15 protein-coding genes are annotated in these 13247 nt (G+C 44.5%); 3 read left to right on the plus strand and 12 right to left on the minus strand.

Annotation, left to right across the window (positions count from 1 at the left end; all coding sequences use genetic code 11):
• The first annotated feature begins 190 nt into the window (after positions 1 to 190).
• Complete coding sequence (locus HMPREF3091_RS17100; protein WP_070717374.1) at positions 191 to 718, plus strand: GNAT family N-acetyltransferase; 528 nt, start codon at positions 191 to 193, stop codon at positions 716 to 718.
• A 135-nt stretch (positions 719 to 853) separates the two neighbouring features.
• Here the strand turns inward: HMPREF3091_RS17100 and HMPREF3091_RS17105 are convergent, their stop codons facing one another.
• The 8 genes from HMPREF3091_RS17105 to HMPREF3091_RS22290 all read right to left on the minus strand — a co-directional run bounded on the left by HMPREF3091_RS17105 (position 854) and on the right by HMPREF3091_RS22290 (position 7701).
• On the minus strand, positions 854 to 1270 hold the full coding sequence (locus HMPREF3091_RS17105; protein ID WP_070717377.1) for an RbsD/FucU domain-containing protein: 417 nt from the start codon (positions 1268 to 1270) through the stop codon (positions 854 to 856).
• A 55-nt stretch (positions 1271 to 1325) separates the two neighbouring features.
• Positions 1326 to 2090: an SDR family NAD(P)-dependent oxidoreductase gene (locus tag HMPREF3091_RS17110; protein WP_004089705.1), complete on the minus strand. Its 765-nt coding sequence runs from the start codon at positions 2088 to 2090 to the stop codon at positions 1326 to 1328.
• Between the two features lie 17 nt (positions 2091 to 2107).
• Positions 2108 to 3436 (minus strand): MFS transporter, encoded by a 1329-nt coding sequence (locus tag HMPREF3091_RS17115; protein ID WP_004089703.1) that lies wholly within the window; start codon positions 3434 to 3436, stop codon positions 2108 to 2110.
• A 64-nt stretch (positions 3437 to 3500) separates the two neighbouring features.
• A complete protein-coding gene (locus HMPREF3091_RS17120) occupies positions 3501 to 4034 on the minus strand; it encodes a gluconokinase (RefSeq protein WP_083321458.1) in 534 nt (177 codons plus the stop codon).
• A 123-nt stretch (positions 4035 to 4157) separates the two neighbouring features.
• Complete coding sequence (locus HMPREF3091_RS17125; protein WP_070717385.1) at positions 4158 to 5204, minus strand: LacI family DNA-binding transcriptional regulator; 1047 nt, start codon at positions 5202 to 5204, stop codon at positions 4158 to 4160.
• Between the two features lie 375 nt (positions 5205 to 5579).
• A complete protein-coding gene (arsC, locus tag HMPREF3091_RS17130; protein WP_070717679.1) occupies positions 5580 to 6008 on the minus strand; it encodes a glutaredoxin-dependent arsenate reductase in 429 nt (142 codons plus the stop codon).
• A 37-nt stretch (positions 6009 to 6045) separates the two neighbouring features.
• Positions 6046 to 7335 (minus strand): arsenic transporter, encoded by a 1290-nt coding sequence (locus HMPREF3091_RS17135; protein WP_064573856.1) that lies wholly within the window; start codon positions 7333 to 7335, stop codon positions 6046 to 6048.
• Positions 7336 to 7380: 45 nt separating this feature from the next.
• Positions 7381 to 7701: a metalloregulator ArsR/SmtB family transcription factor gene (locus HMPREF3091_RS22290; protein WP_071778688.1), complete on the minus strand. Its 321-nt coding sequence runs from the start codon at positions 7699 to 7701 to the stop codon at positions 7381 to 7383.
• 86 nt (positions 7702 to 7787) lie between these two features.
• On the opposite strand from HMPREF3091_RS22290, the gene arsH reads away from it, so the two are divergent.
• Positions 7788 to 8492 carry an arsenical resistance protein ArsH gene (gene arsH, locus HMPREF3091_RS17140; protein ID WP_064573852.1) on the plus strand — a complete coding sequence of 235 codons (705 nt, stop codon included), beginning with the start codon at positions 7788 to 7790 and terminating at the stop codon, positions 8490 to 8492.
• 278 nt (positions 8493 to 8770) lie between these two features.
• Here arsH and HMPREF3091_RS17145 read toward each other — a convergent pair whose 3' ends face one another.
• The 4 genes from HMPREF3091_RS17145 to HMPREF3091_RS17160 form a co-directional block, all read right to left on the minus strand.
• Positions 8771 to 9148, minus strand: a complete 378-nt coding sequence (locus HMPREF3091_RS17145; protein WP_070717387.1) for a hypothetical protein — start codon at positions 9146 to 9148, stop codon at positions 8771 to 8773.
• A 104-nt stretch (positions 9149 to 9252) separates the two neighbouring features.
• Positions 9253 to 9885 (minus strand): CatB-related O-acetyltransferase, encoded by a 633-nt coding sequence (locus HMPREF3091_RS17150; RefSeq protein WP_070717392.1) that lies wholly within the window; start codon positions 9883 to 9885, stop codon positions 9253 to 9255.
• Positions 9886 to 10188: 303 nt separating this feature from the next.
• Complete coding sequence (locus HMPREF3091_RS17155) at positions 10189 to 11649, minus strand: AMP nucleosidase (RefSeq protein WP_083321454.1); 1461 nt, start codon at positions 11647 to 11649, stop codon at positions 10189 to 10191.
• A gap of 76 nt (positions 11650 to 11725) precedes the next feature.
• Positions 11726 to 12217: a MarR family winged helix-turn-helix transcriptional regulator gene (locus HMPREF3091_RS17160; RefSeq protein WP_004089683.1), complete on the minus strand. Its 492-nt coding sequence runs from the start codon at positions 12215 to 12217 to the stop codon at positions 11726 to 11728.
• A gap of 98 nt (positions 12218 to 12315) precedes the next feature.
• On the opposite strand from HMPREF3091_RS17160, the gene HMPREF3091_RS17165 reads away from it, so the two are divergent.
• On the plus strand, positions 12316 to 13155 hold the full coding sequence (locus tag HMPREF3091_RS17165; protein ID WP_070717397.1) for a DMT family transporter: 840 nt from the start codon (positions 12316 to 12318) through the stop codon (positions 13153 to 13155).
• Positions 13156 to 13247: the final 92 nt, after the last annotated feature.

The raw sequence follows: 13247 nt of genomic DNA on the forward strand, positions 1-13247 counted from the left end.
GGTACGTCACAGATCCACCGAGCAAGCTTTGCGTAACACGACGCGGAGATTGCCGGTGGATTTTTAATTCTGAAGTCATCAAATTGTCGAACATAAATAAGTGATACACTCGCAAAACACCCGCAGTGCATTTTCATTATTATCCATCCTGTTATAGTTAATCCATCCCCCATAAACCTGAGAGATAAAGATGTTTAGCATTACGCGTATAACAAACACGGATGAAAAACTCTATACGTTAATAGATCACCTTTATGCAAGCGCATTTCCTTACCATGAAAAACGAGAGGAAAGGGCGAAACACGCGGCTTTGGCCAATCCTGCATATCATCTAGAGGCATGGCAATTCGACAACACCTTCGTCGGTTTTATCGGCTACTGGATGTTTAAGCACTATGCATACATTGAACATCTAGCCATTGAACCTAGCGTTCGCTCACGAGGATTTGGTAAACAAATTCTCGAACGCTTCTTGGCTACTCATCCGCAAACGGTGTTGGAAATTGATCCGTTAACCACGGAGATTGCTCATCGTCGACTGCGCTTTTATCAAAGCTTAGGATTTATTCAAAATGACTTTGCTCATCATCATCCAAGCTATCATGCAGAAATGAGCGATCATAAATTAATCGTGCTTAGCAGTAAGCAAGCATTGTCCGACGAGCAATACACCACTTTTTGCCACGACCTTCGTTTTGTGGTGATGGGCGCTGTTTAGTCTCACCAATAAATATCTCAGCAAAAAATACAGTATGTCGTTGCGTCTATTACGTAGTGATAAAGGGATGTGTGAACTACCTTACTTCGGCTCTATACATCCCTTGGTATTATTATGTTTTCAACGTGGATAACATTATAAAACTGGGGCTACGGTAAGAAGTAGATTACCAAATCGACGTTGTTCTCCTGATGCAATCACTAATAGTGTTTGATCAGATTTGACTTGGTTATAGAAATCTTGACGTGGCAAGTATTCTATCGGGCAGTTTTCTGGAAGTATCTGCCGATATTCAGATTCAATTGTATTTATAAAGTCAGAGGGGTAAGCCATTAAGACGGCTTTTTCAACGTTAATACTGGTAAGGATCTTTTCTAGAATTAATGTCGCAGGTACGACTCCAGGCGTGAGATTTAAATAAATAACCGTTGCCTGACGAGGGGAGTTTGTGATGACTGAGTAGTTGCTATCAGCAATCAGCACCTGTGTTTTATGGCCACATTTAGCGAGCGAGCACAACAGTTCAGGGTGAATGAGTTCTGATTTAATCATAATTATTCTCGAGTGAGTAAAGGCAGCCGAAAATTGACGGCTGCCAGTAAGTGAATTACATACGATAAATTCCACCGTTTATATCGATGGTCGCGCCAGAAATAAAGCCATCATATTCAGCGGCAAGAAAGCTAATCACTCGAGCAACGTCTTCGGGTGTTCCCGCTCTGCCAAGAGGAATAGCCTGAATCGTCTGTTCTGCTGATTCTTGGGTGGTATGACGATTGTGAAAACGCGTACCGAGAATCAAACCGGGTGCGACGGCATTTACCCTAATGCCATGCTCGCCGAGTTCTGCAGCTAAAGAGCGGGTCCACGTCAGCACAGCTCCTTTCGTCGTGGAATAAACTAAAGATCCAGAATGCCCCCCAGAACGGCCAGCTAAGGACGCCAGATTGACAATGCTGGCGCCATCGGCCGATGATTTTAAGAAAGGTAGTGCAGTTTGTGTCACATTAAGCATCGTTGTCATATTCACATCGAGAACGGTCTGCCAGAATTGACGGTCAATTTCACCTAGCCATTTACGGCCGACTATTCCACCCACATTATTGATTAATATATCAATCCCACCCAAAAATTCGGCTGCAGTGTTAACACAATGCTCGGCTTCCTCAGCATTAATCAGGTCAGCATAACCATAGGCGGCTTTTTGCCCCAATGAATGAGCTAACGCCGCCAACGCTTTGGGGCCTTCTTCACCGCTATGGTAGTGGAGATAGATATCGCAGCCGGAGCGAATTAATTGCTCCGCTGTAGCTCGCCCAATCCCTTGTTCTGCGCCAGTAATAAAAACTTTTTTACCTGTTAGAGTTCCCATGATTAATACCTCGTGTGTTAATTTTTTCCTGAAAAGGATTCGGATTGAATAACGCCTTCACGCTGTTTGGCACAGTAAAAAATGCAAATGAGACCGGTAACCAATAAGCATAAAGACAAAAAGATGAGACCTGGCATGCTGCTATGGGTCATATCGTTCAGTACGCCAACCACATAAGGGGCAACAAAACCGCCGATATTACCGATACAACTTACGACGGCTAATCCGGCTGCCGCTGCTGCGCCCGACGAAATATTGGCCGGCATAGATAAAAATGGGGGAACGGAGGTATATATTCCGATAGCGGCAATACATAGAAACGATAGTGAGACAAATACGTTGTATTTAAAGAAAATGACCGCGCCCACTAAGCCCATCGCCGCAACAACCATGCTGATACCGGCAAACACGCCGATTTTTTGAGTTTTACTTGCCAACAGGCTCCAGGGATAGACTAATAATGCTGCAAGACCATAGGGAATTAAGGCCATCAGACTGACCTTAAAGATATCGTCGCCTGAGATAGCAGTGATGATCGAGGGAAGCCACATGCCAAAACCATAAATCCCACACACCATGCCGAAATTCAGCATTGCATACAGTAGATACTTACGATTTTTAATTCCGTTAAAGAAATCAGAGAGCGTAATTTTGGACCCCGATTTGGAGCGCTCGGTGCTACTCATCAACCACGCTTTTTCTTCAATATCTAGATAATTTACTTCCTTTGGGGAGTTTTTGATAATAAAAGGAATTAGCAAGCCAATAATAATTGGCGGAATACCTTCTATGATGAACAGCAATTGCCATGGCTCCAAGCCAAACCAGCCTTGATCTATATTCAGAATAAAACCAGAAATTGGAGAGCCGATCGCATTAGACAGGGGTTGGACAATAATAAACATGCCTAAAATTCTTGTGCGATACTTTTGTGGGAAAAATACTGTAAAGTAGTAGACTACTGAAGGAAAAAATCCTGCCTCACAGACGCCAAGCATAAAACGGCAGATATATAACTCCATTGGTGTTCTAACAAAACCAAGCAAAGTTGCAAACACACCCCATGAAATTAAGATCCTTGCAAACCATATGCGTGGGCCAAATTTTATGGTCCCTGCATTGCTTGGTATTTCAAACATAAAATAGCCAATAAAGAAAATACCTGAGGCGAATCCAAAAGCTGATGCTGTTAAACCAAGGCTGTCCTCTAATGCCATAGCAGCATAGGCCATATTATTACGGTCAAGAAAGGCTAAGAAATAGAGCAGTATCATTAATGGGACAATGTGTAGTGTAAGTTTTTTAATTGCACTACGTTCAATATCCTGCGGAGTTCTTTTATTCATAATGGATATTCCCAGTGGGCTGGCATTAGAAACTCGCTAATGTATCTTTTAATTTAAATAGTAATTAAAGATTGGTTTTGTTTATTTGTTTAATACACTCTGAAACCACTGAGTCCAATGTTTGATTAATATCGATAGTAATAATATCTTTCTCATCAACATCAGGATTTTCGAGGGTGTTAAATTGTGAGTCCAGCATTGTAGCTTTAAAAAAATGTCCTTTACGCTGCTGAAGCCGTTCTTTGACAACATCCTTATTACCGTTGAGGAAAATAAAACGTATCCCCGCGTTATTTTGTCGCAGTATATCCCTGTAGTTTTTCTTAAGGGCAGAGCAGACCATCAGCGAGTTCGGATTAGTACGCAACATGGCATAAGCAGCCTGATTTAACGCCTGTAGCCAAGGTAAACGATCATCATCATCAAGCGCTTGGCCATTTGCCATCTTATCCACATTATGGCGGGGATGAAGAAAATCACCATCGAGACATGGAATATTCAATGCAGATGATAGTCTCTGTGCAACTACGGATTTTCCGCAACCAGACACGCCCATTAATATCCATAGTTGGTGATGTTTATGTGGTTTTTCCGATATGATATGACAGTCTGATGATGTTTTTTGGGCACACACAGTGTCGCTCCTCTAATTTTTATTAAAAGATATTGATTCGATGAAATTCACCGCTATAAAAGAAAAATGATTAAATATATAACTGCATTAGTTATTTATCGGTCTTACCGATTTTCTGCTGATGAGCATCGGAGTAAAAAGATATTCTCTGATCGGTAATGAAGGCTCGGCAATTCTATTTATCAGTCGTCCCACCATTCGCTGTGCCATTTCTGCCAGCGGGGGCATAACGGACGTCAGAGCAGGGGAGCTAAGGTTAGATAACGAAATATTATCGATGCCAACCAATGATATATCGTCTGGAATACGTATACCCGCAGCTTGCAAACCGACCATCAGTCCGATTCCCAAAGCATCATTAATTGCTACAATTCCGTCAGGAAGTGTAGGAAGTTTGAGGATTCTAGGTGCCAATATTAATCCCAGCTCAAACATCTCAGTATCGCCATACTCGCTGCTGGCTTTACCTTCAATAATCCGAGACTGAAACGGCAAGTTTTGGTGACGTAGCTCAGACAGAAATCCATCGATCTTATGGCTACGGCTTAGCGTCAGCGTCGTCTCTGTGGCAAAAAATATATTTTTGCAGCCGCGCTCGGCGAGATGCCGTGTGGCTAAACGACCCGCTTCAATGTTGTTCATTGAAACACTATCAAAAATATGGGCATGGCTAGATATGCCATCAGGAGAATGATTGTCATAGCTGACAATAATCATTCCTTTTTCGGCGGCGCGAATAAAATGAGTCTTCCTAATATCACTAGCTGCAACAATGATACCGCGGACACCGTGTGAGAACATATCCTCAATGAATGCTCGCTCCTCGTCCTCTTGCCGGTAAGAGTTTCCCAACAATACCCGATAACGAAATACTCTAGCCGCTAAATCTACTTCATGAGCTAATGCGGAAAAACTAGGATTAACAATAGAGGGTACCAGTAAGCCAAAAATTTTATTTTTCTCATCGCCTACCGATGGCAGACTCCTTACTGGGCGATAGTTGAGATCGCGTATTGCTTGTTCTATACGTAACAATGTTTCTGTGCTCATTTGACTAATTCTATTGTTCAGCACATTTGATACACTGCTGATAGATACTTTGGCTAGCCGAGCAACATCGCGAATATTTGCCATTTAATCTATCCCCTTATTTACTTCTTTCTGACCATGTACCCCAGATGCCCTAAGCAGCAATCTATAAGGGATATATATTCCAAGCAAGCAGAAAGCGAATACATAGATAACTGAATAATGCTTTTGTGAAAACTGTCATAACACTCGCGTTATGTTTACTAAACAGCGGATGAGATTTGATGATACGTGGATAGAGTAGGGAGAAGACATAAAGACGCTATTGTGCAATGTTAATCAGGTTCAAATCTGACTTGAAAGCCTACCCGAATTATTTTAAAAGCCGCCTCATAACTTAGCATTACATGAAGTTTTATTAATGTATTGAGTCATCATGAAATGACAAAAAGGGAGCATGATTGCTCCCTTACCCAGCACTTATTTTTTTATCCGTTTACCCTGTTCATCAATGACTCGCTCACCATCTTCTTTAGTGAACGAGCCGCATTGCTCATCAGGTAAAATATCCAGAACACTCTCAGAAGGCCGACATAAGCGTGTACCCAGCGGGGTAACAACAATTGGACGATTGATGAGGATAGGGTACTGCAACATAAAATCAATCAGTTGCTCATCACTGAAGGCATCATCTGTCAGACCTAATTGTTCATAAGGTTCGACATTCTTGCGTAATAGCGACCGAACGGAGATTCCCATATCCGCGATAAGTTTCATCAGTTCTTCTCGAGTCGGCGGTGTTTCAAGATACAGAATAACCGTGGGCTCAGTGCCGCAGTTGCGGATTAACTCTAGGGTATTGCGCGACGTTCCGCAGGCTGGATTATGATAGATAGTGATATTGTTCATCATAATGATCTCGTGTTAATACTCCTGAAGGTAATGGCTATAGCGCTACTGACAGGCGCAAAGCCAATGCCGCCAGCGTGACGAACAGTACAGGGATTGTCATGACGATGCCTACTCGAAAGTAATATCCCCAGGTAATCGTAATATTTTTCTGCGACAAAACGTGCAACCACAACAACGTCGCAAGACTGCCAATCGGCGTAATTTTAGGCCCAAGGTCGCTACCGATAACATTGGCATAAATCATCGCTTCTTTGATAACGCCTGTGGCTACGCTACCATCAATCGACAGGGCACCAACCAAAACGGTCGGCATATTGTTCATGACGGAAGAGAGGAACGCCGCGAGGAATCCTGTCCCTAAGGTCGATGCCCACAATCCTTGTTCAGCCAGTTGATTTAGCAGGGCAGAAAGGTAGTGAGTCAAACCTGCATTGCGTAAACCGTAGACTACCAGATACATGCCCAGTGAAAAAATCACAATCTGCCAAGGTGCTTCACGCAACACTTTGCCAGTGTTTATGACATGTCCTCTCTTCGCGACGGTAAGCAAAATTAGGGCACCAACGGCGGCGACCAGACTAACAGGTATACCGAGAGGTTCGAGGCCAAAGAATCCCACTAATAGCAAAGTCAGAACTAGCCAGCCGGTTTTAAAGGTTCTGGCATCTCGAATTGCTTTTTTAGGTTCTTTCAACAGGGAAAGATCGTAAACGGCAGGAATGTCATTACGAAAGAAAAGGTGCAATAGAATCAGCGTCGTCGCAATAGCCGTCAGGTTAACAGGCACCATGACTGCGGCATACTCAGAAAAACCTAGGTTAAAATAGTCAGCTGAGACGATATTCACCAGATTCGAGACAATCAGAGGCAGACTAGCTGTGTCTGCAATAAATCCAGCGGCCATGACAAAAGCTAATGTTGATCTCTGGCTGTAACCTAAAGCCAGCAGCATCGCAATCACAATCGGCGTCAGGATAAGTGCTGCACCGTCATTAGCAAATAACGCCGCGACCATAGCACCGAGCAGGATAATCCAAGTAAACAATCTTCGACCATGGCCATTACCCCAACGGGCGACATGTAGTGCAGCCCATTCGAAGAAACCAGCCTCATCGAGGAGAAGACTGATGATGATCACAGCTATAAATGTTGCGGTCGCATTCCATACTATCTGCCAGACAGCAACAATATCACCTAGATGAACAACACCGGTCAGTAATGCCAAACCTGCGCCCAATGAGGCGCTCCAGCCAATTCCCAGACCTCTAGGTTGCCAGATAACCAGGACTAGGGTGAATAAGAAGATCACGCCTGCTAGTAACATCACAAACCTCATTCATATTTGATAAAACGTATGCATACATCATCCTCAACAGGAGGATAACAACGCTCTATTGAGCTTATTGCGTATATTTTCACGTTCACAGTCCCAGGCTGTTTCAATAATACTTGCAGCCCAAGCAGGCATATGTGGTGATAGTCGATAATGCACCCATTTTCCCTGACGGCGATCTATCACTAGACCGGACTCGCGTAACAGAGCCATGTGACGTGATATTTTTGGCTGAGACTCTGCCGTTGATGCACAAATATCACAAACACACATCTCACCAGACTCCCTGAGAAGCATCACAATAGTCGAACGAGTTTCATCCGCAAGGAGTTTAAAAAGCTGAACAGGCTGTAGCATTTCTGACCTCAACGAAAAAAATATATACATATGATATTTCATATATGATAGGTTTTAAAGTATAGCTTATAAAACAGAGGTTTTTTATGACACAGTTACCAGCAGTTGAACTGGATTGCTTTGATGATGCAATCGTCAGCAAACTAGCAAGCAACACTGAAACAATGCCGCGTTTTCTCATCCTTTATGGTTCAGTTCGAGAACGCTCCTACAGTCGTTTTGCAGCTGAAGAAGCAGGGCGGTTACTGACAAAAATGGGGGCTGAGGTGAAAACATTTAATCCTTCCGGCCTGCCATTACCTGATGATGCCTTGGACAGTCATCCGAAAGTGCTTGAACTACGAGAACTGGTCAGGTGGTGTGATGGGATGATCTGGAGTTCTCCGGAAAGACATGGCGCCATGAGTTCGGTTATGAAGGCCCAAATTGACTGGATCCCCCTGAGTGAAGGCGCTGTTCGCCCATCACAGGGAAAAACGCTTGCTGTTATGCAAGTTTGCGGTGGCTCGCAATCGTTCAACGCAGTAAATCAGTTGCGAATACTTGGCCGCTGGATGCGTATGTTCACCATTCCCAATCAGTCGTCAGTGCCTAAAGCGTGGCAGGAATTTGATGACGAAGGACGCATGAAGCCATCTCCTTGGTATGACCGAATTGTTGATGTCGCAGAAGAGCTCTTCAAAATAACCCTGATCCTGAAGGAACATACAAGCTATCTTGCCGACCGTTACAGCGAAAGGAAAGAAAACCATCAGGAACTTTCGGCGCGGGTCAATCAAGCAAAAATCTGAGACCACAATTTGAAAGCAGTGAACGCGGCAGTAAGACTGTAACGTGCGAAAGATAGCTGGAGCCTGAATCGCTTAGTTTGACGGGATAGCTAGGAGGCGCGTCAGCATGTGAATAACCATGAGTAAAAACCTGTAAATTCCTCCTAATGATACTCTGGTACGCATAATGTATATTATGTTAAATTGCATGAATGGAGTGAAAACCTACGCTGCGTGCCTTTCCCCTATCAGTCTATCCCTTTATGCAAGGAACATAGCATTTACCCATTAATGATGAATTAAAACAAAGCGTCTGGTGGCCAGAAAACATAAGAAATAACAATCCACTTCCCATCTTTATAATGAAGCCAGCATGTCAAGTTTAAATCATCACTCAAGTGCCACAGCATTTCTTTAATCGGTGTGTTTTTTAATTCGGGGTTTGTCGACCGGTAAGTTCTCTCTATGCCAATGTAATATTCACCCACAAACTTATAGCGAGGTTTTGTGAAATTATGTTCAGGTTGACCATATTTCTTTAACAAGACAGTATCTTCAACGTTATCGAGCATACCATTGCCATTTAAATAAACATATTCAGGAACGCTGGCCATACTGCTTGTTGTTAAAGCGCCTAACGAGAAAATAAAAAACACTATCAGAAGCACTCTATTCATTTGTCCATACTCCTAATGGAAAACACCCTGATTTATACCAGGGTGTTAAAACCTCGGAACGACTCAAAGCTCTCACTTATTATCTTTTCCAAGCTTTATTGTACTTATGGCTTTGCAGACTCCTGCAGAGCAAACTCCAGCGCATCTAAATCATTCGAGCTTAGCAAGGTTCTGATACTTTCAAGCTCGTCTTCAGATCTGTCGTAAATATTTAACGCTAGAATTCGACCTATATCAGATTCAGAGAACCGGTATTTGAGTACTTTGGCGGGATTACCCCCGACAACCGCATAGTCTGGTACATCTTTAGTCACGATACTTCCAGCCGCGATGATGGCACCCTCGCCTACGGTAACGCCAGGCATAAGCATGCAACGCATTCCTAACCAACAGCCATCTTTAAGAACCGTGTCACCTTTATGACGATACGTATCCGTGATTGTCTCCATGAAGGGATAAAGACTAATAAAATCCATACAGTGATTATGATTGCCGCCCATTAAAATAGCGGACTCAGCACCAATGCAGACATAATCCCCGATGATGAGTTTATCGATCTTGCCTAGCGGCTCCCAGCGTTGGCTAATCCTATCGCCGTGTAAATATCGAACAACCGACTTTTCAAATCCATTGTCCCAGCAGTCACTGTAATAACTGTGAGTTCCGCTAACTAAAATGTTGGGATTCTTTACCGTCAGGTGAAGATATTCCAGTTTTGACCAATGCTTTTCTTTCATGACTCATCCTTCTATTAATAAGAGCCACGGAACGATTTTTCGTGGCAGTAATTACTCGTTCAGATAATTACTGCTATCAGAGATACGGGGATGTTTCAGCAATGGCTGATATAGAAGATGCATAGGGATAAACCTGCTTTCAATGGGTATTGTAATAGTATCAAGCGCGGGCACGTTATAAAACCGTTCAGCGCAAAGACAACGCTACGTGAAATCTGGAATTTTAACAGTGTAGTTATACACGAGATTTTACACAGCGCGATCACAAACAGGCCCACTTTCGTGGGCCTATCGGCTTAATACTTAACGGAACGGCGGCTCATTGAACGTACGTAGCTTACGAGAATGAAGTTTATCGCCTTCGGCTCGCAGCAAATCAATCGCGCGGATGCCAATTTGTAAGTGTTCAGAAATAGCACCTTCGTAGAAATGATTTGCCTGTCCCGGCAGTTTGATCTCACCATGCAGCGGTTTATCAGAAACGCACAGCAATGTTCCGTACGGAACGCGGAACCGATATCCCTGAGCCGCAATCGTGGCGCTTTCCATATCAACCGCTACGGCGCGACTCAGGCTAAAACGCAGCTCTGATGCGGAAAAACGCAGTTCCCAGTTACGGTCGTCGGATGTGACAACGGTGCCGGTACGCAAACGCTGTTTCACCTCTTCACCCGGCATTCCGCTCACGGCTTTAGTGGCATCATACAGAGCGCGCTGAACTTCAGCGATGCTTGGGATCGGAATATCTGGGGGTAAAACCGCATCTAAAACATGATCGTCACGAAGATAGGCATGCGCCAGTACATAATCGCCGATCGACTGACTTTCGCGCAGCCCACCACAATGTCCAATCATCAGCCAAACATGCGGTCTTAACACCGCTAAGTGATCGCAAATTGTCTTGGCATTTGATGGACCGACGCCGATGTTGACCAGTGTGATCCCCTGCCCGTTAGCCGAAATCAGATGGTACGCTGGCATCTGATGTTTCTTCCACGCAAGATCAGACGTAGTCTTTTCTGGATCTGCGGTTTCAGCCGTAATATAGCTTCCACCGGCGCAGGAAAGTGCTTCATACGGGCTGTTAGGATCGAGAATTTGTTCACATGCCCAGCTGACAAACTCATCGACATAACGACTATAGTTGGTGAACAAAATATAAGGCTGAATATGTTCCGCAGGAGTACCGGTATAGTGTTTCAATCGAGCGAGTGAGAAATCTGTCCGCAGCGCATCAAAATGTGAAAGCGGGAAGAAATCGCCTCCGGTCTCCAAACCATCGGTGATCCCATCACCAATTTGAGCCAAATCGGTGGTAGGGAAATGCTGCGCTAGCCCTGCGGTCATGGTTTTGTCGAGGATGAGGTCTGAACCATCAATAACAAATGGATATGGCATCTCTTGTTGTGACGGTGTCACTTCAAAGCTAGCGCCATACTCTGTTTCTAGCAGCGTTAACTGTTCTGAAAGATACTCTCTAAACAGGGCTGGACGTGCAATCGTGGTGCTGTACTGGCCGGTGCGGGAAAAGCGCCCATAGGCGCGAGTTCGCAGATGATCGCGGAATTTTCCGTCCCAACTTACGCTCAGTTGTGGATAGGCAAATAGCCCTTTTGCTCTTAAACCCACGTCCGGCAACTTGCCATCGCTGATGTAATCACTGATGGCGGTACGCAAGGCCGCCAGCGCTGACTCATACAGTGCTTCGAGTCGATCAAGTGCTTCGGATGCCGTGAGATGCATTGTCTCTTGTGATTTATTCAAAATATCCCCTTAATGACTCGCAAAGCTCTGGTTAAAAACAGTATGACTCACCCGCCCATTTATTGATGGCCGATGTTTATTCCGTAGGCTCATTATGCAGCAACCAGCGACGCATTAGGCCTGCTAATTGATGTCTTTCATCTGCGCTGAGTGGCTCAAGGATCTGCTTTTCATTCTGCACATGATGCTCAAGCGCCCTATCTATCACCTTTAACCCTTCTTCGGTCAGCCCAATTTTACAGCTGCGTTTGTCATGTTCATTGGGCTTTTTGAACACGAGCCCTCGTGATTCCAGCCGCTCCAGTCGCACCGACATCGCGCCTGATGAAAGCATTACCGTCTGATAAAGATCGGTAGGAGTAATCAGTTCACCACTTCTTCGCAACGTGGCCAAAATATCAAACTCGATAGTATCCAAACCATGCTGTTCATAAACCTGAGTGACTTTGCCTGATAAAAGCTGTCCCATGCGGGCCATCCGGCCAATGATCCCCATTGGAGAACAATCGAGATCCGGTCGTTCACGCTGCCATTGTTCAATGATTTTATCTACGTGATCTTGTTCCATCGCCACCCTCCTATATGTCTTTTTAAAAAGATACTTGTTTTATTGTGTTTTTGCCACTAACTTATCTTTTACAAAAGTAACTTTTTAAAAAGATATCTATGAACATACTCATCGCTTTTATGGTTCCACTGCTCTGGGGAAGTACCTACGCCGTTGTAGGTTACTTTCTACAAGATATATCACCGGTATGGATAGCCGTCTTTAGAGCCCTACCGGCCGGCTTTTTGCTATTGCTTATCCATCCCGCATTGCCACCGTTGAAATGGAACCGAATGCTGGCAATAAGCCTATGTAATATATCTTTTTTCTTCGTTCTTTTGTTTATTGCGGCACACCGCTTACCGGGATCGGTTGCAGGAACGCTGGGAGCCACATTACCGTTGATGGTGTTGTTATTGCAATGGGTTCAGGAGGGAAAAAAACCTGCATTATCAAAGCTTGGCCTTGCTTTATTAGGGTTATTTGGCGTGGTGCTATTGCTCAATCCATCGGCTCACCTTGATCCTGTCGGCGTGGCAGCCGCGCTGCTCGGAACTCTGCTCATGGCGCAAACCTCATTATGGATAGCACGCTGGCCAACTCACGATCAGCTTGGACTCGCCGCTTGGCAGCTTTTTCTGGGGGGAATAATTTTGTTGCCGTTCGCGTTGATGTTTGCAGGTGTTCCGGCGCTGCCTACGCCGAAAACGTGGGTAGGTTTAATCTGGTTGGTCGTTTGTAACACCGCATTTGCCTACTGGTGCTGGACTCGCTCAGTGAGCCTGCTCGGCCCACACACCATGTCGATGATTTCGCTGTTCAATCCGGTTACTGCTGTTCTGCTCGGTTCTATCTTCCTCAGCGAGAGGCTATCCATCACACAATGGAGCGGCATTGCCTTAATCTTTTTATCCATCCTGTTGATGAAGATGATTAAGGCGAAACCTGCTGCGGTATAACGCCCTGTTTCACTGGGCTATGCTGGGAAATAGCCCACTATTTGTACGACGTGTCACACAAATGCCACATGAAAATGCTATACATAAAGAGT

The sequence above is a fragment of the Hafnia sp. HMSC23F03 genome (assembly GCF_001816025.1).
In the GTDB taxonomy this organism is placed as follows: Bacteria; Pseudomonadota; Gammaproteobacteria; order Enterobacterales; family Enterobacteriaceae; genus Hafnia; species Hafnia paralvei.